General features: G+C 38.3%; 22 protein-coding genes. 6 read left to right on the top strand and 16 right to left on the bottom strand.

All coding sequences use genetic code 11. The annotated features are described in order from the left end of the window. Positions 1-52: 52 nt before the first annotated feature. The 3 genes from JK635_RS09800 to JK635_RS09790 all read right to left on the bottom strand — a co-directional run bounded on the left by JK635_RS09800 (position 53) and on the right by JK635_RS09790 (position 2,012). The gene (locus tag JK635_RS09800) at positions 53-289 is read right to left on the bottom strand and encodes a YkuJ family protein (RefSeq protein WP_202653771.1); all 237 of its coding nucleotides are present in this window, start codon (positions 287-289) and stop codon (positions 53-55) included. Between the two features lie 204 nt (positions 290-493). Then, complete coding sequence (locus tag JK635_RS09795; protein WP_202653770.1) at positions 494-730, bottom strand: hypothetical protein; 237 nt, start codon at positions 728-730, stop codon at positions 494-496. A gap of 73 nt (positions 731-803) precedes the next feature. Further along, a complete protein-coding gene (locus JK635_RS09790; RefSeq protein ID WP_202653769.1) occupies positions 804-2,012 on the bottom strand; it encodes an EAL domain-containing protein in 1,209 nt (402 codons plus the stop codon). A gap of 212 nt (positions 2,013-2,224) precedes the next feature. Here JK635_RS09790 and JK635_RS09785 point away from each other — a divergent pair, with 212 nt between their 5' ends. Next, entirely contained in the window at positions 2,225-3,100 is an 876-nt protein-coding gene (locus tag JK635_RS09785; RefSeq protein WP_202653768.1) for a metallophosphoesterase, read from the top strand. A 19-nt stretch (positions 3,101-3,119) separates the two neighbouring features. Here the strand turns inward: JK635_RS09785 and JK635_RS09780 are convergent, their stop codons facing one another. Beyond that, positions 3,120-5,222, bottom strand: a complete 2,103-nt coding sequence (locus JK635_RS09780) for a sensor domain-containing protein (RefSeq protein ID WP_202653767.1) — start codon at positions 5,220-5,222, stop codon at positions 3,120-3,122. Positions 5,223-5,464: 242 nt separating this feature from the next. Between JK635_RS09780 and JK635_RS09775 the strand changes: the two genes are divergently transcribed. Both JK635_RS09775 and JK635_RS09770 read left to right on the top strand, forming a co-directional pair. Next, positions 5,465-5,941 (top strand): YkyB family protein, encoded by a 477-nt coding sequence (locus tag JK635_RS09775; RefSeq protein ID WP_202653766.1) that lies wholly within the window; start codon positions 5,465-5,467, stop codon positions 5,939-5,941. 58 nt (positions 5,942-5,999) lie between these two features. Then, a complete protein-coding gene (locus JK635_RS09770) occupies positions 6,000-7,154 on the top strand; it encodes an aminotransferase A (protein ID WP_202653765.1) in 1,155 nt (384 codons plus the stop codon). 59 nt (positions 7,155-7,213) lie between these two features. Here JK635_RS09770 and JK635_RS09765 read toward each other — a convergent pair whose 3' ends face one another. The 8 genes from JK635_RS09765 to ykzS all read right to left on the bottom strand — a co-directional run bounded on the left by JK635_RS09765 (position 7,214) and on the right by ykzS (position 13,260). Further along, positions 7,214-7,393 (bottom strand): hypothetical protein, encoded by a 180-nt coding sequence (locus JK635_RS09765; protein WP_202653764.1) that lies wholly within the window; start codon positions 7,391-7,393, stop codon positions 7,214-7,216. A gap of 77 nt (positions 7,394-7,470) precedes the next feature. Then, positions 7,471-8,358 (bottom strand): NAD(P)-dependent oxidoreductase, encoded by an 888-nt coding sequence (locus tag JK635_RS09760; RefSeq protein ID WP_202653763.1) that lies wholly within the window; start codon positions 8,356-8,358, stop codon positions 7,471-7,473. Positions 8,359-8,386: 28 nt separating this feature from the next. Further along, entirely contained in the window at positions 8,387-8,860 is a 474-nt protein-coding gene (locus JK635_RS09755) for a hypothetical protein (protein WP_202653762.1), read from the bottom strand. 91 nt (positions 8,861-8,951) lie between these two features. Then, a complete protein-coding gene (locus JK635_RS09750) occupies positions 8,952-9,737 on the bottom strand; it encodes an SDR family oxidoreductase (protein WP_202653761.1) in 786 nt (261 codons plus the stop codon). A 158-nt stretch (positions 9,738-9,895) separates the two neighbouring features. Continuing rightward, positions 9,896-10,162: a phosphocarrier protein HPr gene (locus tag JK635_RS09745; protein WP_202654315.1), complete on the bottom strand. Its 267-nt coding sequence runs from the start codon at positions 10,160-10,162 to the stop codon at positions 9,896-9,898. 281 nt (positions 10,163-10,443) lie between these two features. Further along, positions 10,444-12,111, bottom strand: coding sequence for a glycerol-3-phosphate dehydrogenase/oxidase (locus JK635_RS09740; protein ID WP_202653760.1), 1,668 nt, complete (start codon positions 12,109-12,111; stop codon positions 10,444-10,446). Between the two features lie 344 nt (positions 12,112-12,455). Then, the gene (locus JK635_RS09735) at positions 12,456-13,004 is read right to left on the bottom strand and encodes a glycerol-3-phosphate responsive antiterminator (RefSeq protein ID WP_202653759.1); all 549 of its coding nucleotides are present in this window, start codon (positions 13,002-13,004) and stop codon (positions 12,456-12,458) included. Between the two features lie 61 nt (positions 13,005-13,065). Next, positions 13,066-13,260 carry a protein YkzS gene (ykzS, locus tag JK635_RS09730; protein ID WP_202653758.1) on the bottom strand — a complete coding sequence of 65 codons (195 nt, stop codon included), beginning with the start codon at positions 13,258-13,260 and terminating at the stop codon, positions 13,066-13,068. Between the two features lie 234 nt (positions 13,261-13,494). Here ykzS and JK635_RS09725 point away from each other — a divergent pair, with 234 nt between their 5' ends. Beyond that, the gene (locus JK635_RS09725) at positions 13,495-13,683 is read left to right on the top strand and encodes a YkvS family protein (protein WP_202653757.1); all 189 of its coding nucleotides are present in this window, start codon (positions 13,495-13,497) and stop codon (positions 13,681-13,683) included. 47 nt (positions 13,684-13,730) lie between these two features. Here JK635_RS09725 and JK635_RS24235 read toward each other — a convergent pair whose 3' ends face one another. Continuing rightward, positions 13,731-13,850 (bottom strand): DUF6254 family protein, encoded by a 120-nt coding sequence (locus tag JK635_RS24235; RefSeq protein WP_235888009.1) that lies wholly within the window; start codon positions 13,848-13,850, stop codon positions 13,731-13,733. A gap of 137 nt (positions 13,851-13,987) precedes the next feature. Here JK635_RS24235 and JK635_RS09720 point away from each other — a divergent pair, with 137 nt between their 5' ends. Next, on the top strand, positions 13,988-14,599 hold the full coding sequence (locus JK635_RS09720) for a CPBP family intramembrane glutamic endopeptidase (protein WP_235888008.1): 612 nt from the start codon (positions 13,988-13,990) through the stop codon (positions 14,597-14,599). A 27-nt stretch (positions 14,600-14,626) separates the two neighbouring features. Here the strand turns inward: JK635_RS09720 and JK635_RS09715 are convergent, their stop codons facing one another. After that, positions 14,627-15,682 (bottom strand): YkvI family membrane protein, encoded by a 1,056-nt coding sequence (locus JK635_RS09715; protein WP_202653756.1) that lies wholly within the window; start codon positions 15,680-15,682, stop codon positions 14,627-14,629. 177 nt (positions 15,683-15,859) lie between these two features. Here JK635_RS09715 and JK635_RS09710 point away from each other — a divergent pair, with 177 nt between their 5' ends. After that, entirely contained in the window at positions 15,860-18,016 is a 2,157-nt protein-coding gene (locus JK635_RS09710; protein WP_202653755.1) for an ATP-dependent Clp protease ATP-binding subunit, read from the top strand. A gap of 41 nt (positions 18,017-18,057) precedes the next feature. On the opposite strand, the gene JK635_RS09705 is transcribed toward JK635_RS09710, so the two are convergent. Further along, positions 18,058-19,752 carry a M3 family oligoendopeptidase gene (locus JK635_RS09705; protein WP_202653754.1) on the bottom strand — a complete coding sequence of 565 codons (1,695 nt, stop codon included), beginning with the start codon at positions 19,750-19,752 and terminating at the stop codon, positions 18,058-18,060. Between the two features lie 98 nt (positions 19,753-19,850). Beyond that, positions 19,851-20,291, bottom strand: a complete 441-nt coding sequence (locus tag JK635_RS09700) for a MarR family winged helix-turn-helix transcriptional regulator (protein ID WP_202653753.1) — start codon at positions 20,289-20,291, stop codon at positions 19,851-19,853. Positions 20,292-20,488: the final 197 nt, after the last annotated feature.

Below are 20,488 nucleotides of genomic sequence, written 5' to 3'. Positions count from 1 at the left end.
GTCTGTGAAAAGATTACTCTAAAAACGATAAAAAAGGAACCTCAGGAGGCTCCTATTGAATTAAGTCAAAAATTTCAATTGTAATCATATCGATATTATCAAATTGATAACGTTTGGGCTTATCCTTTTCATGGTAGACTTCTAGTTCAAATGTCTCTGTTTTAGGATGAAACGTTACCTGGCACTTTCTTTCGCCGTTCACCTCAAAATAACGCTGTGCTGGTTCCCCATTAATAGACTGTTCTTGCAGATTTTTTAATCTTGTCAATATACCTTGAAGCTGTGACATAACTTCGACTCCTTTCAAACACAAACAAACTTTCTATTTGTTATGTTCTGCATTCGACATGATTCTATCCTGATGGATTTATTTTCATCACATGCCAATATTAAAAGAATAAAATAACACCTTGAATTTGTCCAAACAAAATTAAGTAAAACAGATATTTTTTTCCTAAAATCAACAAAAAAAGATCCCCAAATATTTGAAGACCTAAAAAAATGTAAGCGCAATGAACAAAATGATAAATAAAAGTAACGCAAAAAAAATCCCATATGCTAAAAAGATTGGATTTTTTATATACACATTTTTTTGAACATGATCCGCTATTGGTGAATCAAAATCACCTTCTGCCACTTTATGCTGTCTGCCAACAACCAATGTATAGATGAGTGAATAAGCGAGTATTCCAACAATCAGAATCGCTATGGTGATTTCAAATAGATTCATGAGCAGCTCCTTCTCCTTCACAATATTTATGTTTACAGTTCCACTCCATGAATCATTCTATACAGGTGTATTCTTACAATAATTGATCATGTTCAAATAGATAGTGGTAGGAAATATCAATAAACAAGTATTCGGTTCCGCTCATCGGGAAAGAGAAAGTGCGAATCGTTTCACCTGTTTCAATATCACAATATAAGTCAGACAAAATTCCCTTACGATCATTTCGCATCTTGATAATATTTTCCAAAAAGTAAGGGCGCCAGCTCCAGTTTTTATTGATATATTCTTCCTGCATATACCAGCCATTCTTACCTTTGAAAAAATTAGCCGATTTTTGGAAGCCATCCTCGTCACAAATATACATGCGAAAAGCAGCCTCATCCATTTCTTTAACAATTGCTTGAAAAAGACCTTCATGACCCAATTTTTTATTTTTTGTCACAATTTCCTGAACCTTTGCTTGAAAAAATTCAGCTGTAAAAAAGACAGCCTCCAGTTTTCTTTTCTCATACGTAATAAAATCATGGAATTTTTCTTTAAGACGGCCGCTTAACAAATCTCGTGCTACAAAATGGGCATCCGGGGGATGCAAATAAAAACCCTGATAATATTGCCCGCCATTTTTCCAGGCAAACTGTAGTTGATAGCTCATTTCGATATATTCAAATAATAAGGTTGCGCCAATTTTTCTGGCCAGGAGTGAAATCGTAAACAAGACATCATTAAAGTTCATCCCAGAGGCCTTAGATTTTAATAACTGCAAATTGATTTTCAAGATATCTGGCTCAATTTGCGCAATCCGTTCAAAATGACCGGCTCTTTCGATACCGGAAAGTGCTACTTTCAAGCCGTATGTTCGATAATATTGCAGCAGGTGATCAAATTGATCGAAATCCCCTTCATAATTGCGATCAGAAATATCAAGCACAATCCGCTTTAACTGAAATCCTTTTTTTTCAAAGGCCAATAGCTCCTCTAGAAACGGTTCGCCATTCTCATACATTAAAATTTGTGGATTACGATTTAAAAATATGCTGATATTCTCGTCGAGCTCCAGTGCTTTTTCAAGGGCCTTATGAACGATCAACAAATCCACTTCAAATTTATATTCATCAGGAACCTGATCGTCGTGAAAAAAAGGTCCCAGGCTGATAATATCATCTTCGGATTGATATCTTCCCAATACTTCATAAGCAATGATAAGCTGCTCATCGGCACTAAAAATCGGCTGGAAATAAGGAAAAACATTCTCCAAATTTGAAACAATTTCCAAAGCATCCATTATAGTACCTCCCCAAAAAAGATCTTTTTCATTATACCATACGCATTCGTAATCGTTCTCGTTCTTAACCAAAAAGCGCCGCAAAGGAGGCTATTTCTATCATCAGTCACATATACATATAGAAAACTTTTTAGTTGAAAAATTTTCCGTAATTAAAGACAATACAAATAGGTTGTATTAAAGTGCGAATAATAAACAGGCTGGTAGACAAAATGTCAAAAAAAACAACGCGGAGAACATTTTTAAAACGAACATTTGGTTTTATATTAACGATGTTCGGCTTAAGTTCAGGAGGATATTTATATGCAAACAAAATCGAACCTTCACTGCTTGACATCGAAGAGATAAAGATGACCCATCCTCTGATCCCCAAAAGCTTTGATGGGGTAAAAATTGTTCAATTCAGTGATACACATCTCGGCTTTCAATATACTCTTGAGCAATTAAACTCACTGGTAAACAAAATTAGCATGCTAGAGCCGGATTTGATTTGTTTTACCGGCGATTTAATGGACGAACCTAATAAATTTACTGACATAAATAAACTCGTACCCATTTTAAAAAAACTGCATGCTCCAATGGGCAAATTCTGTATTTTCGGTAATCATGATCACGGCGGCTATGGGTCCGATCTCTATCGAAATATTATGGAGGCAGCCGAGTTTACTGTCCTACTAAATCAAGCAGCACCTATTAAGCAAAAGGATGGGAGCAGAATTTATGTACTGGGAATTGACGATGCCATGCTGGGCAAACCTGATTTACCACAAGCGTTAAAAGATGTTCCCCATCATCATTTTAACCTGTTGTTATCTCATGCTCCCGATCTGGCCGATCAAGCGCTTCGATATCCGGTGCACTGGCAAATAAGTGGACACAGCCATGGCGGTCAAGTAAAAATTCCCTTTTACGGTGCTCTAATCACCCCGCCATTTGGCCAGAAATATCCCGAAGGACTATACAGAGTAGGGAATGAGAACGAGCTGACTTTATATGTTAATCGGGGAATAGGAACGACAAGACTCCCCTTTCGTTTTCTAGCCAAACCGGAATTAACAGTTTATACCATGAAATCAAAGGAAGCATAATTTTTATGCTTCCTTTCTGCTAATTTTTTGTTAAAAATTGTTTTTCCAGTTCAAAAGCAGGGATTGGCCTGGAATAAAAAAATCCTTGGATTTTATGACATTCTTCCTTTAAAAGAAAGTCCACTTGCCGCTTATTTTCAACACCTTCGGCAATGACTTCAAGGCCTAAACTTTTCCCCAGGTGAATAATGGTCGAGGTAATCGCAGCATTTTTCTTATCATCCATAATATCCCTAATAAATGATTGATCAATCTTTAAGCCGTCGATCGGAAACTGTTTAATATAATTGAGCGATGAGTATCCTGTTCCAAAATCATCAATAGAAATCGAAAGTCCCAACTGCTTCAATTTCTTTAATATAGGAATCGTTTCTTTCGTATCATTCATGACTCCTTCGGTAATTTCAATTTCGATCGAAGATGCCTTAATGTTGTACTGTTCGATCATAAATTGAATGAAAGGAACCAAATTGGGATGTTGGAATTGCTTGGGTGAAATATTAATGGCGACCCGATAATCACTATAACCCTTATCAGTCCAGTACTTAATTTGCTGACAGACTGTTTCAATAACCCAATAGCCAATGGAAAGAATCAGACCGGTATCTTCTGCCAGCGGGATAAATACCCCAGGTGAGATAAAACCAAATTCAGTATCTTTCCATCTTAAAAGTGCCTCAAAACTTTTGGCTTTACCGGATTTCATATCAATTTGCGGTTGATAATATACCATCAGTTCATTTTTTTCAATCGCCCTGCGCAGGTGTGTCTCCAAAGTAACAACATTGGTGAAAGCTGAATTCATGTCAGTCCGGTAAAATTGATAATGGGCTTTCCCTCTCTCCTTCACCCGAAAAAGAGCCTCATCGGCATTTTTGATCAACATCTCGGCGTCCTTGCCGTCATTGGGATACATGCTAATGCCGACACTAGGTGAAATGAAATATTCTTGTGAGTTAAAGTAGAGCGACTTCGAAAATGCAGCAAACAATTTGGCGACAAACTTGCTTACTTCCTGGCGGTTAGTATTTAGTAAGAGAATACTAAATTCATCGCCCCCAAGCCGATAAATGGTGCAGCGATCATTTTGGAATTGTGACATTCTCTCAGCAACCCGCTTTAATATTTCATCACCAGCCAAATGCCCAAGGGTATCGTTTAAATATTTAAAGCGATCCAAATCAATTGAGAGCAGCGCAAATTCTTTTGTTCGCTTAGCAGCACGATAAATATTTTCATTCAAGTCTTCAAGCAACGCTCTTCGGTTATATAATCCTGTTAATTGATCATGGAAAGCCATAAATTTTATCAGTTCGATATTTTTTTCCTGCTCTGATAAATCCTTCAAAATAACATAAAGACCTGTTATTTCATGATAAACAATAATAGGTACAGTCTTCATTTGGACAGTGAGCAGCTGACCATTACAGTGACTAAATTTACAGTCAAAAGACTCCAGAGCATAACCGGAGCAGGTTCTTTCTAATAATTCCTTGAAATTCTCAATATCACGGTCATTGATAAAATCATAAATAGACCTGTTGATGATACTTTCCTCAATATATCCTGTTAATGATGCGGCAGCCGGATTTGCCTCAAGAATTTTTCCTTCAGGACTTATGATAAAAATAGCATCCAAATTATGGTCTACAATCGAACGATATCTTTGTTCGTTTTCAACAATTCTTTTTTTCTCCATCGTCCATTCTGTAACATCTCTTGTAATACCGACAATATAACAAATACGGTTCTGATCGTTATAAATTGGGGTTAGGATCGTTTCCCCATAATAATAGCCGCCGCCCTCAAGGTCAAAATGATCGTCAAAGATCATAATATCCTTTGTCTGTAATAATTTTTCATATTTTCGATGGAGGAAACCGGCAATCTCATCCGGAAGAACTTCTTGAAAGGTCTTTCCGATACATTCGATGGATAGTCTGGCCTGCCTCATTCCTGACTCATTAATAAACAAATAGCGAAATTTGGGACCATCTTCAACCTTCATCACATACACCATATCTTTGATATGTTGAAAGATGATATCAAATATAATTTTTTGGATTTTTGTATCAACCATATCTATCTCTAATTCATTTGTTAAATGGTTAAATTGGCTCATTTCATCAACCTCGGGTTATATCGTTCTGACATAATTCTATTTTACATTGAAAATGAAGCTTGAAAAGTAGTTTGGCTAAAATATTGATTATTTTACGAAAACTTTTGCAGTTGATTCCGATATACAGAACGAATGAAACAAATGATTATAAAAATTCATACGGAATAGGCAATCCATATTTCTATTTTCACGAAAAAAAGGTATAATATACTTGTTTGATATAATAGAAAGGAGAACAAACTTTGAATCCCGATCAGAAACACCCTCTGAAAAGTGATAATCTAACCATCGAAAACCTCGCCCAAGCTGTCTTTATTGTTAATCGTCATGCTAAAACTGCCATTAATCCCAAATATCTGTACAAACTGAAACAGGAATCATTAAAGAAATTAATCGATGAAGGGAAAGCCAAAAAGCTGGGGCTTCATTTTTCCGAAAATCCCAAAAATAGTCAACAGCAATCTGATTGCCTGGTCCAGTGTGGCAGGTACTTATTCCACATCCCTCCAACCAAAACAGACTTTATCAACCTCCCCCACTTAGGAAAGCTCGATGGACGGGTAAGGAATCCAAAGGCTGTGATGTCGCTTAATACAGCGAAAGCAATCTTACAATCCTATACCGGAATCATGGATCAAGAGAATTCACCAAATCTCCCGCGAAAAAATCATCGAACATACCAAAAACCTGTGTTTAAAAAACTGGGTGAAAGATATTAATTCAATATTTTAGCAGCCAGGACAATTTCCTGGCTTAAATAATGGAAGGATGGACAAATTGGAACATTTAATTAATCAACGGGTCAAAGCGATCGAAATTTCTGGTATCAGGAAATTTTCTAATATGGTTGCCAATATCGATGATCTCGTTTCCTTTACTATTGGACAGCCGGATTTTCCAACACCTGAGCATATAAAAAATGCCGGGATTGAAGCAATAAATACTGATTTTACTTCCTATACGCATAATGCGGGGACCATCGAATTAAGAACAGCAGCCAGTCAATTCGCTGCTGCAAAATATGGATTGCACTATCAGCCTGAATCAGAAGTGATTGTCACGATAGGGGCCAGTGAAGCGATCGATATTGCTTTTCGAACGATTTTGACGGAAGGCTCTGAGGTGATATTGCCAGGGCCGATCTATCCTGGCTATGAACCGGTTATTCGCATGATGGGTGCGATTCCAGTACATGTTGATACCCGGGACAATCATTTTCGCTTTACAATCGAGCTGATAAAACCATATATTACGGAAAAAACCCGCTGCATCGTATTACCTTATCCGTCAAATCCCACCGGTGTCAGTTTGACCGAGGAAGAACTAAAGGAAATCGCCGCCTATCTCAAGGACAGAGACATCTTTATATTGGCGGATGAAATTTACAGTGAACTCACATATGACTATCAACATAAGTCGATTGGCTGCTTTTTAAAAGAAAAAACGATTGTGATAAACGGGCTGTCAAAGTCTCATTCGATGACCGGCTGGCGGATTGGATTTTTATTCGCGCCGGAGAATATCGCCAAGCATATTCTTAAAGTCCATCAATACAATGTATCATGTGCAAATTCAATTGCCCAAAAGGCTGCATTTGAAGCGTTGACTGCAGGTTTTGATGATGCCCAACTAATGAGGAATGAATATCAGGCAAGAAGAGATTACGTATATCAGCGATTACAATCGATGAAACTCGAGACGGTCAAACCGGAGGGGGCTTTCTACTTTTTTGTAAAAATCCCTGGATCGCTTTGTTTAAACAGCTTCGATTTTGCCCTTGATCTCGTGAAGAAAACAAAGGTTGCCGTCGTTCCGGGAAGTGCCTTTTCAGAGTTTGGCGAGGGCTATTTCCGCTTATCTTTTGCCTGCTCGATGGAAACATTAGAGCCCGGGTTAAACCGATTGGAACAGTACCTGCAAATCCGGCAATAGGAATAAAGAACCCCGCTCAGGAGCGATTATCTTGAGCGGGGTGTCTTTGTAAGACAGCTTTATTGTCCTTTATATTTTCCATTATTTTTTGCTGCCTTTACCTTCTTCGCTTTATCTTTATGGATTTTGTTCGTATCGGCTGAACCCATTTCGTGCGCAAACTCTTCGTTTAGCACTGCTGAATCAAAGCCTTTTTTATTTTTTTGCTGCGGGTCATTCTTTTTTGTCCTTTTGGCCATTATCCAACCTCCTTGTCATCCATCTAAAATTAGTGTCAGATGGAAGGAGGGATTTTATGTCTGCCAGATAAGGCCAATCATTTTTGTTCACTTTTCCAATACTTATACAGTGCTTGGGTGCCGCTATTTTCTTCGCCACTTTCTACTAATTGATCGTACAACGATTTTGCCAAAGCAAGTCCAGGTACTTCCATATTCATTTGCTCGGCTTCGTTTAGGGCAATTTTCATGTCTTTAATAAAATGCTTAATGTAAAATCCCGGTGCAAAATCGCCATTTAACATTCTTGGGGCCAGGTTTGATAATGACCAGCTCCCGGCTGCCCCGGTTGAAATGCTTTTGAGGACTGTTTCCGGGTTTAATCCTGCTTTTTCGGCGTAAATGATCGCTTCACAGACACCAATCATATTGGAAGCAATCGCAATTTGATTGCACATTTTGGTATGCTGCCCGGCTCCTGCCTTTCCTTGATAGACAATATTTGTTCCTAAAAGCTCGAGGAATGGGTGGACTGCCTCAAACGACTCATAATCGCCGCCGACCATGATCGATAACTTTGCTTCCCTTGCCCCTACATCGCCTCCGGAAACTGGTGCATCGATCGCATGAATCCCCATTTTCTTAGCCTCTTGGTAAATTTTAATTGCCAATGAAGGGGCTGAAGTAGTCATATCAATCAAATAGCTTCCGGAAACTCCATTCGAAATTAATCCATTTTTCCCGAGATATATTTCTTCTACATCCGCGGGATAACCTACCATCGTAAAAATGACTGAAGCCCGCTCTGCTACATCCTTGGGTGTGTCCACCCATAATGCTCCTTTTTCTATTAGATCTTGTGCTTTTGCTTTCGTTCTGGAATAAACGATCAATGGATACCCTGCATTGATTAAATGGGATGCCATACTTTTTCCCATTACGCCTGTTCCAATGAAACCGATCGTGACATTTTCTGTTTTAAGCATTTATATTCCCCTCACAACATATGTTTTTCTAAAGTTCTGACGAAAAATTAGTTAAATAGGCCCGTGCCAAAACTTCCTTATTATTAAAGACTTCTATGGACACCGCATGATTCTGTTCTATCATGTTTTGCAGCTCTTGGATATGCAAATCCTCTTTCAACGGAATCGGATCCATAAAAATATATTTTTCACGTTTGTCCTTTACGTCCAAATATTCCCCATTTAGAACCAGGTCCTCGCCATAAACGATTTCCCGTTTGCCAATCGCGGCCGCTAACCTGTCATCATGAATCAATACCTTGACCTTGTATAATTGCTGATCTTGAATAATCTCATTATTGATCCGAAAGCGAAACTGGAGTTCATTATTTTTGGTCAGGAGGGCATCCGCATATCGGCTTACAATCGATTCATCGGAAATGAAAGCACCGCAGCCGCTTAACAGACTGGTGCCTATTATAACTATCAGCAGGACAAATACCTTATGAATATTTTTTTGCATAAAAAAACACTCCTTTATACTTTTACAATAACCAAATCAATTTGGTCATAAACGTAAATGGAGATCTCCTGCTGTCATTCATCATATGATGTTAAATAGCTTTGACCATACCACCATCTACCAATATTGCACTACCTGTTATATAGGTATTCGCCTCTGATAGAAGAAAGGCTGCAACATTGGCAAACTCTTCCGGGGTTCCATATCTTTTTAAAGGAATCTGAGCTTTCATATGTTTTTCAATTGTTTCAATATCAAGCCCTTGCTTGTCTGCATTAACTTGATCTAAATGTTTAACCCGGTCTGTTGCGATTCTTCCGGGAGCGATTGTATTAATCAGAATATCATATGGTGCTAATTCGGAAGCTAAGGTCTTCGAAAGTCCAATGATTCCTGTTCGAAAAGTATTTGATAAAATCAATCCTGGAATAGGCTCTTTTATGGAAGAGGAAGCAATGTTGAGAATCTTTCCTCCCTGTTTTTTTAAGTATGGTAATGCTTCACGAATGGTTCGTACATAGGAAAGCAAATTGAGTTCGAAGGATGCCTGCCACGCTTCATCGGTTAATTCTTCAAAGGCACCAGCCGGGGGACCTCCAGCATTATTTACAAGCAGATCGATTGTGCCGAAGGTTTCAACAGCAAATGCTACGAGCTGTTTAATATCTGAAGGAATCGTAATATCAGTTTTTTGGTAGGCTGCTTTACCGGTTCCGATTGCTTCAAGCCTGTTACACTTTTCTTTTAACTTTTCCTCTTCCCGGCCGGAAATGACGACATTTGCTCCTTCTCTAACCAGCCGTTCAGCAATTGCAAATCCCAGTCCCTGGCTTGAGGCTAAGACGACTGCAGTTTTTCCGCTTAAATTTAACTCCACACTTATCACTCCTTGTCTCATATCTACTTAGATTATACAGGATTCATCCGGAGAATTCCTCGAAAGTGATTAAAAAAAATAAACAGATCGACCTGTTATAAGTCGATCTGTTCAACCGTGATTTTATACCTGAAGCAGCAATTCCATATTAAAGGGCATTACTCTACCAAGCCTTCTTTTCTTAATGTTTCTTCTAAACTGGCGATTGCTGTTTCAGCATCACTGCCTTCAGCGGAAATTTTGATATCGGCTCCCTTTGGAATGCCCAGAGACATAACACCCATGATTGATTTTAGATTAACCTTTTTACCTTTATATTCCAACATGATCTCTGAATTAAATTTACTTGATGTTTGTACCAATAATGTTGCAGGCCTTGCATGAATCCCTGTATCGGCAATTACTTTGAACTGTTTTTCGACCATCATAAATCAAACTCCTTTTCATAAATAGTAAGATAACCATTTCTCATATTTTGCCTTTGAAAATATATTTTAATCCTTAACGAAGGATAGGATAGCACTTTTTATTAAGACTAGACAACCAATAAACATTTAGCAGCGAGTAATGAACCAATGTCTATCCCATTTTTGTATTGTACCTTATTTTTAATACTAATACTTCTACGAAAATAAAATTTTCAAAAAAACGCCACAATATCATTTTTTCCAAAGAGAAAACGATCCTTTGAACATTGTGCCGGCTGCTACTCAATCTTTTCATCTATTGGGGTGACAGCGTCTTTCAAAGCTTCTTCCACCGCTAATGTATAATCATTTTCCGTCGTTTCGGACCATCTTAATTTATCTGCCATATAGGCAATAACTTGATCTTTCCATCTTTTTGCTGTTTGAATATCAAACAAGACCGCACCTGTACGACGGTTTAAAAAGTCAATCGGAGTAGCAATCATTTCATGCTCCAGTCCGTAAACAAGTTTTGCAAATAACTCCAAGGGAAGCCCGTATTTTTCAGCATCCGCTTTATTTATCTCTAAAAGGCCGTAAACCGTATCAATATTAGATCCGTAGATTTTTACCAATTTTTCAGCCTCTTGTTTTGTCAGTCCAATTTTCATACCTTTATTGATATGGGCAGCTACAAAAGACGGGAAATTTTTTGATCCACCTACATCCCCGCCGGAAATAGGCAGATTTCTTGTTTGACATGGAGAAAGTTCTCTGCCTTCTTCCGAGTGAAACTTCGTGGCAAGCCGATCGACGACCGTTTCGGCCATTTTTCGATATCCGGTTAGTTTTCCGCCGGCAATGGTAATAAGACCTGAATTAGATTCCCAAATTTCATCTTTTCGTGAGATTTCCGAAGCATGTTTACCCTCTTCATATATTAACGGGCGGACTCCGGCCCAACTGGATTCAATATCTGCTTCCTTTATGTGCACGTCAGGGAACATATAGTTGATCGCTTTAATAATATAGCTTCGATCACTTACCGTCACTTTCGGATTTACGGCATCTTCATTATAAAAGGTATCAGTTGTTCCCACATATGTCTTTCCGTCTCTCGGAATCGCAAACACCATCCGGCCATCAGGGGTATCAAAGTAAATAGCTTGCTTTAATGGAAAACGAGATTGATCAATTACAAGATGAACACCTTTTGACAGCTGCAACTTCTTCCCTTTTTTGGAGTGATCCATTTCTCGAAGATGATCTACCCACGGCCCGGCAGCATTGACAATCTTCTTTGCATACACTTCAAATGTTTCACCGGATAGCTGATCTTCCACAAGCGCTCCGACAACTTTCCCTTTATCATAAATCAAGTTTATGACCTTCGTATAATTGCAAGCGATTGTCCCTTTTTCAACAGCAGCCTTCATCACTTCGATTGTCAACCGGGCATCATCTGTCCGGTACTCAACGTAATAACCGCCGCCTTTTAAACCATTCTTTTTAACTAAGGGCTCTTTATTTAAAGTTTCTTCGGCCGACAGCATCGTACGCCGTTCTGATTTTTTTACTCCTGCCAAGAAGTCATACAGCCTTAAACCAATTGAAGTGGTGAACTTGCCAAAGGTACCGCCTTGGTGCATCGGGAGGAGCATCCATTCAGGAGTCGTAACGTGGGGGCCGTTTTCATAAACAATCGCCCGCTCTCTGCCGACTTCTGCCACCATTTTAACCTCAAATTGTTTTAAATAGCGGAGTCCGCCGTGAACCAATTTCGTTGAGCGGCTTGATGTTCCTGCGGCAAAATCCTGCATTTCAACGACAGCCATTTCCAGTCCTCTTGTTTGTCCATCAAGAGCAATACCGGCCCCAGTAATACCACCGCCGATGACAAGGACATCATATTCTTTTTCTTTTAATTTATTTTTAATCTCTTGACGATTTAAATTTGAAAAGTTCATTGTCCTTCCTCCTCGAGAAGTCAATCTTACAATATTAAACTTCCCTTATCCTTTTGATTAAATAGTTCTCGATAAAGAAAATTGAAATAGTTTATAGTAGGCCAAAAAGAAAAGAGACCGCAATGAACATTACCCAAAAAATGAATAATGCATTTGCGGTCTCTCCAATTTCTCTACCGTTCGCTATTAACTTAATAACAGCATATCATAAATTTATTTAATTGAAAATAACTAAAATTGCTTAAAAACTTTTTTATGTTAAATACTATAATTATCTTATTAAACATCCGTTATCCTGCAAAGAAGGCAGCCGTCCCTACCTCGAAAAAATCAGCAAATCTTGATTACTTTTCAAATAATTTCCAAAGTTCTCGATTTGATGTTGTAATGGCCGTGGCTCCGGCTTGGATTGCCTTATTTACATCTTCAGCAGTTCGTATTAACCCTCCTGCTAAAATGGGAGTTTTCACTCGCTCTTTCACTTCTGTTATGAGCGAGGGAATTGCTCCGGGAAGGACTTCAATATAATCCGGCTGCGTTTTATCAACTAATTTATAACTTTTTTCAAGTGCAGTGCTGTCAATTAAAAATATCCTTTGAACAGCACGTACCCCTTTTTGTTTCGCCTTTTGAATGACAGCTGCTTTCGTTGAAATCAAAGCAAAGGGCTTATATTCTTGGCACAAGTACTCAGTTCCATATTCGTCACTTTTAATACCATGAATTAAATCAACATGGTAAATCATTTTCTTTCCTTTTTCCTTAGCCATTTGATTAATATTCTTTATTTGAGAAATGTGCATATCTAAAAAAACGCCGATTTCATATGTACTTTGTAAAAAATGTTCAAATTCCTTCATATTCGTCGAAGCTGGTAAAATACTTTGTCTCATAAAATCACCTGGCTTAAATTGTTATATTTCATTTGGTTCAATTGCATCACACCTTCCGGAGCTAGCTCCTCGGCTCTTTTAAATATTGAAATAAAACATCGCCACCCCGCTGCCCAATTCCACGGAAATGTTTAAAATCTTCCCTTTTCACAAGAACACGGCGAAAGTCCATAAAGTCTTCATTTTTAACATAATATTCAGATAGTTCCCCAGTCTTTAAGCGATTTAAAATATCATTCACAAAGTCTTCGTTCATGATTACCACCACCTTTGCTCCTTCATTTTATCTTAATTTCCTATCAATGAAAAATGATTCAAAAAGATTTTGTACTTGATAACGTTTTCTTTTATTTTATAAGTTTTCCAACATATAATCAGTAATATCTAGAATAATTAACGAATTTGTCAAATAAAATTCTTTACGAATACTTAAAAATGGTGCAAACTGTTATTTAAATAAGATATATGGTAGAAAAAGGAGAGAGACAGAATGAAAAAAGCAGAGGTTGGTAATATTATCGAATTTCGTGGCGGTCTGCAGGGCGTTGTTGAAAAGGTAAATGAAAACTCAGTAATTGTTGACTTAACATATATGGATAATTACCGTGATTTAGAACTGGATCAGCGAACAGTTGTAAATCATAAAAATTATAAGGTCATAAAAGAAAGCGCTTATTAAAATCCAGTTAAAAAGGCAGATAACAGTCTGCCTTTCTTTATTGGTTTTTACTTTCCCTTACCCGTTTCTTCAGCAAGCTGCTTTAATGATTTCACCTTCCCATGGGGATTTTGATCCTGTTTTCTTACAGTCCATTGCCGTTCTTGTTGACTTTTAGATTGACTCATCGTCTCACTCCTTTCCCCACTATTTTTTCCTGTTTGGCTGTTCTTATGAAAAGAATTGGTTATAATGATTGATGTCATATCCTTTTTAAAAATAATTTGGTAAAATACTTGTTATTGTATTAGGTAGGGAGTTAGCCATGATTAAAAAACTGTTATTTGACCTTCGACTTATTTTTGGACTCATTATTGCTCATATCCTTATTTATTTCTCATTCCATGATAAAGTGATTTTTTGGTATATTTTTACCGGATCCATTCTTGTATTAATCACTTATTCGATGTTTCAAGGTGATGTTGACGACGAGTCGTCGTTTCTAAAATATTTTGTTTTCGGGTTGTTTTCCGGATTGGTTTTATATGGGGTGATCTGGCTGGGATATCAATTAGTCAGCCTTTTTCCCCTTCATATTGATAGGAAAATACAGACGCTGTATAAATGGTATGGACCATCTTATTTTTGGCAATACCTTGCCCTAATTTTGGTTGCTGCGCCAGGGGAAGAACTATTTTGGCGCGGCTTCATCCAAAAACGGTTGATGCTCTATTTAAAACCTGCTGCCAGTATCCTTTTAGGGGCATGTTTATATGCATCCGTCAATATTTATTCTGGCTCATTTTTATTAATTATCACCTCGCTCATTTCAGGGATTGCTTGGGGCAGTCTGTATTTTTGGAAAAAAAGCATGCCGTTGGTTATTGTTTCTCACATTGTTTTTGATATCTTGATCTTTATCATTTTCCCTTTCTAAAAAAACAGCTGTACAAACAGCTGTTTTTTATTTTTTAAAAATTGGTTCAAACGGTTTTATCCACAATAAGATAAAAATGGACATACAAATATAGCCAAATAACGGGTACAAATGGGAAAGGAGTGTCCCATAATTAACCAGACTAATCAGGTAGGAAACAGCAAAAATAGCTGTAACTGACATCATCGTAGGGATTTCAATATATTGTTTTAATTGACGATCAAGACCAAAAATGTTCCCGATGACCGAAGTAAAAATCTCCCCATATATAACTAGAATAAAAATCCAATAAAAAAATGGGGCCAGGTTCTTCATAATAATCGCCATTGGAATCTCATACAACTCCAAATTTGGAAGCATAATTAAGGTAAAATGACTGGCAATTAAAATAACTGTTAAGCCCAAACCGCCAAGAATTCCTCCCCATTTAATCGTCCAATCATCCTTGACCTCTGTTGCCACCGGAACTAACACAGCTTGTGCCAATCCAAGATTTAAGGCGGTATAGGAAAAAGGAGCGATGACACTTTTCCAACCATCTGCTGCATGCGGGATGAATAAAAATTGCTCAATAAAATTCGGCATGCGAACTGATAAAAACATTAAAATCAGGCTGAAACTGATCATAATCGGGACAACAAATGTGTTTACCGCAAATAGTCCTTTCGTACCGATAAGCATGACAACATAGGACAGAAAAATCGTTATGAATACACCGACGTTTTTCGGCAAACCCAGCTGTTCTTCAAATACTGCACCAGCACCGGCCAGCATTACCGCACTAACACCCAGGAGCATAAAAAGCATCGAAAAATTGATGATTCTGCTTGGCCATTTTCCGAACAGATGCTCATTAAATTCCTGGTAAGATTTTGCTTCAATTTGCGCCGCCATACGCATCAGTTTTGAACCAATCATGATAAATAAGTAACCGCTCATTAATATACTAATAAAGCCAAAGAATCCAAATCGCGAAAAAAATTCCACAATTTCTTTTCCTGTGGCAAAACCTGCTCCAACAACAGTTCCAATATAAACTGCCGCTATTTGAAAGGCTTGACTCCAGTTTCTATTAGCCTTCACACCATCTCCCCCTTAACATCAAATATATGAATAAAGGGACAAACAATGACGGACATTTTTCCTTTTTTGTTAACATTTTCTTAAGACAAATAACTTGAAAGTCAAAAAAGGTCAGAGTATACTAAAGTCGTAAGGTCAAATATAGTCAAAGTCAAAATAACGAGGAGGTTATTTTATATGCTTTGTCAAAAATGCAAACAAAATCAAGCAAATGTACAATTAACTATTAATGTAAATGGACAACAAAAAAATATGAAACTTTGTCATGAATGTTATGTAAAAGAACGTCAAGCATTAGGAGCAGGTTTTGGCATGAAAATGAATCCATTTGAAGGCTTTCCATTCGAAAATATTTTTAACTTTGCTCCACTAAGCCAAGATATGAATAGTCAATTTATTCCAGAAACAGACACGAGAGCGCCGCAACATGGCGGTGGTTTTATCGATCACTTTGGTCAAAACTTGACGCAAATGGCTAAAGCGGGTCTAATCGACCCGGTCATTGGCCGAGATGAAGAAGTAAAACGGGTGATTGAAATCTTAAATCGCCGAAATAAAAATAATCCGGTCTTAATCGGTGAACCCGGTGTCGGGAAAACCGCGATTGCCGAAGGCCTTGCCTTAAAAATTGCTGAAGGTAACGTTCCGGTCAAGCTGCAAAATAAAGAAATTTATTTACTCGATGTTGCTTCACTTGTTGCCAATACCGGCATCCGTGGACAATTTGAAGAACGGATGAAGCAGCTGATTTCGGAGTTAAAAGAACGAAAAAATATTATTCTGTTCATTGATGAAATTCACTTGCTCGTAGGTGCCGGTTCAGCCGAGGGTTCAATGGATGCCGGAAATATCTTAAAACCGGCTCTTGCTCGCGGCGAGCTGCAAGTAGTCGGCGCAACAACATTAAAGGAATACCGTCAGATTGAAAAGGATGCTGCATTAGAGCGCCGCTTCCAACCGATCCAAGTCCAAGAACCAAGCATCGAAGCAGCAATTGAGATTTTAAAAGGGATCCAGAAAAAATATGAGGATTATCATGAAGTCAGCTACACAGATGAAGCAATCCGAGCCTGTGTCATGCTATCACAACGCTATATTCAAGACCGATACTTACCGGATAAGGCAATCGATCTATTGGATGAAGCCGGCTCTAAATTAAATTTAACATCTGATTATCATAGTAAAGACCAAATTGAAGGACGCTTAAAAGAGATTGCTAAAGAAAAAGAAGCAGCCCTCAAACAAGAAAACTATGAAAAAGCAGCAAAACTTCGTGATGAAGAAGCAAAATTAGAAAAAGCATTAAATCATGATTTCAGTTCTGAAAGACCTGTTGTCACAGTTTCCCATATTCAAGAAATCGTTGAAGAAAAAACCGGTATTCCGGTTGGCAAACTACAACAGGATGAACAGCTTAAAATGAAACAGCTGGAAGACAATCTCAACAAAAAGGTTATTGGCCAGGAAAAAGCGGTCCAAAAAATAGCCAAGGCAATCCGCCGCAGCCGTGCCGGTTTAAAGGCGAAAAACCGTCCAATCGGATCCTTCCTCTTTGTCGGTCCTACAGGGGTTGGTAAAACCGAGTTAACCAAAACGCTGGCGGAAGAACTATTTGGCACAAAGGATTCGATGATTCGCCTCGATATGAGCGAATACATGGAAAAACACAGCGTATCCAAATTAATCGGTTCCCCTCCAGGTTATGTAGGCCATGAAGAAGCAGGACAATTGACTGAAAAGGTGCGCCGAAATCCTTATAGCATCATTTTGTTGGATGAAATTGAAAAGGCACATCCGGATGTACAGCATATGTTTCTGCAAATTCTCGAGGACGGCCGCCTCACCGACAGTCAGGGACGAGTCGTAAGCTTTAAGGATACTGTTATTATTATGACAAGTAACGCCGGCAGCTCGTTTAAACCGATTCATGTTGGCTTTGGCGTCAGCGAGGCTGTAGAGGAAGCAAGTATTCTTGATTCATTAGGCGGATTCTTTAAGCCGGAATTTTTAAACCGCTTCGATAGTATCATTGAATTTAACGCACTTGATAAGGAGCATATCTTGCAAATTGTTGACCTGATGATCAACGAATTAATGGAAACATTAGCTGAGCAAAATATCGAATTCACGATTACCGCCGAAGCAAAAGAAAAATTAGCAGAACTTGGCTACCATCCTGCATTTGGTGCTCGTCCGCTCCGTCGGGTTATTCAGGAACAGCTTGAAGATAAAATTGCAGACTTTATCTTAGACCAACCTGACATCAAGCAGCTGGCCGCGATTGTGGAAAATGGGGAATTAAAAGTCACTGCCAAAGCTGCAGTTGTTCAATAAAAACGAAGCGAAGCCATAAAGATCATGGCTTCGCTTTTTCTTTATAGATTTTTATCATCTACAGAATTTAGATAATCTTCAATTACCCCAACCACAGACTCGATGCAGCCATCTTCAAATGGTGAAATCAAATTTGCAGCCTCTACCAGTTTGGTAAATGACATACTGCCGCCAAGCTTGCAAAGCTTCAAATAATCGGCCCAAGCTTCTTCCATATTTTCTCTGGAACGTTTCCAGAATTGGAAGGCGCAAATTTGCGCAAGGGTATAATCAATATAGTAAAATGGTGAGTTATAAATATGACCTTGGCGTTGCCAGAAGCCGCCATTTTCTAAATACTCAAAGCCATCATAATCTTTATGCGGCAAATATTTATTTTCAATCTCTTTCCATGCCTGCTTACGCTCTTGCGGTGAGCTTTGAGGATGTTCATACACCCAATGCTGGAACTCATCAACTGACACACCGTATGGCAGGAATAGCAATGCTTCACTTAAGTGTGAAAACTTATACTTTTCCGTATCCTCTTTAAAGAATAGATCCATCCAAGGCCAAGTAAAAAATTCCATACTCATCGAATGAATTTCACATGCTTCATACGTAGGCCAATAATATTCAGGAATTTCAAACTGGCGGCTTGAATACACTTGGAAGGCATGGCCTGCTTCATGTGTCAAGACATCAATATCCCCTGACGTTCCGTTAAAATTAGAAAAGATAAATGGCGCCTTATATTTTTCAATGTAGGTACAATAACCGCCGCTTGCCTTGCCTTTCTTGGCGAGAAGATCCATTAAGTTGTTTTCCCGCATAAAAGCAAAAAATTCGCCGGTTTCCTTTGAAAGCTCCTGATACATCTTCTGGCCGTTCTCAATGATCCATTCAGGACTTCCTTTCGGCACGGCATTCCCCGTTAAGTAATTTAAATTTTCGTCATAATATTTTAATGTATCCAAGCCTAAACGTTCCTGCTGCCTCTTCTTCAGCTTTGTGGCGATGGGAACAATATAATCCTTTACCTGCTGGCGGAAATTCGCCACCATTTCAGCATTGTAATCTGTCCGCATCATGCGATGGTAGGCAAGTTCAACAAAGTTTTTGTAACCAAGTGTCTGGGCAATTTCCGTTCTTACCTTGACAAGTTCGTCGTAAATCCGATCAAGTTCAGCCTCATGTTCGGCAAAAAAGCCGAATTTAGCTTCACTAGCCCGCTTGCGCATTTCCCGATCCTTTGATTCGATAAACGGGTCAATTTGAGCAAGTGTACGTTCCTCACCTTCAAACTCAATCTTGGCTGAAGCAATCAGTTTTGTGTACTCGGTTACAAGGCGGTTCTCTTTTTGCAGCTGCGGAACAATTTCAGGCTTAAAGGTTTTCAGCTGACTTTCTGCCAGGGCAAAAAGCTGAGTTCCCCATTTGGCTTCTAATTCAGGGCGAAACTTAGAATCAACCAATGCTTGATAGTACTTGGTTACTAAACCTTCTACCTCTGGGCCAATCTCATCCATATAATCCTGCTCTGCCTTGTAAAACTCATCATTTGTGTCTATGGAATGACGAATGCTGCAAAGGGTAAACATCGTTTCAAGATTATTTCTAATCTGATTAATTTCATTCATGGCGTTGCTTTGTTCTTCAACAGAAGGGGCGTTTTCAAAACGTGCTAATGCTGCATTAAATTTAGCTTTCACTTCCTCCAAGTCAGGACGTACATATGTAAAATTTTCAAAGCTCATGAATTTAGCCTCCTTTTAAATTTTTTTAATTTTCGAATCTATCTTATTATACTATCCAAAACGGATCCTTACAAAAAAAATACGACCGGACGGCCGTATTAAAATTTCCCTGCGGATAATCCTAATTTTTTCAACAATTCAATTGCAGCTGTCTTCTCTTCTTCAGTTAAACTGGACATCAACTTGTCAATTTGTTCTGCATGTTCTGGAAAAATATCCTGGATCAGTTTTTTCCCGTCATCGGAAATATGAGCATAGATGACTCTTCGATCTTTTGGACAAGCGATTCTATTCAATAGTCCCTTATGTTCAAGTTTATCGACGACATAAGTAATACTTCCGCTGGCAAGCAAAATTTTTGCGCCAATTTGCTGCAGCGGCTGATCCCCTTTATGATAGAGAAGTTCCAAAACGGCGAATTCAGTGGGATTTAACCCAGCCGCTTGAATCACTTTATTTACATGCTCATTGATCGCTTTATAGGCTCTGGAAAGGACAATAAATAGCTTTAAAGATGTTGCTGTTGATTCATTTTCCATCGTAACGCATCCTTTAAAATTTTTGAAAAGTCGTATTGAAATGAAACAAGTTTTAAATATCTCGATTTCAAAATTATTATAAAAAATTTTCGCAGGACTGTCAATTTACCATATAAGGATGCCTGATCAGGACAGTTATTTTGTGTAGCGACTGGTCCACAGGGGTTTCGGTTTTTTTATTTTCAAAGGCGAAATAA

The sequence above is a fragment of the Neobacillus paridis genome (assembly GCF_016765675.1).
GTDB classification, from domain to species: Bacteria; Bacillota; Bacilli; order Bacillales; family Cytobacillaceae; genus Neobacillus; species Neobacillus paridis.
Note: the sequence above shows the minus strand (reverse complement) of the source record. Positions and strands in the feature narration are given on the sequence as shown.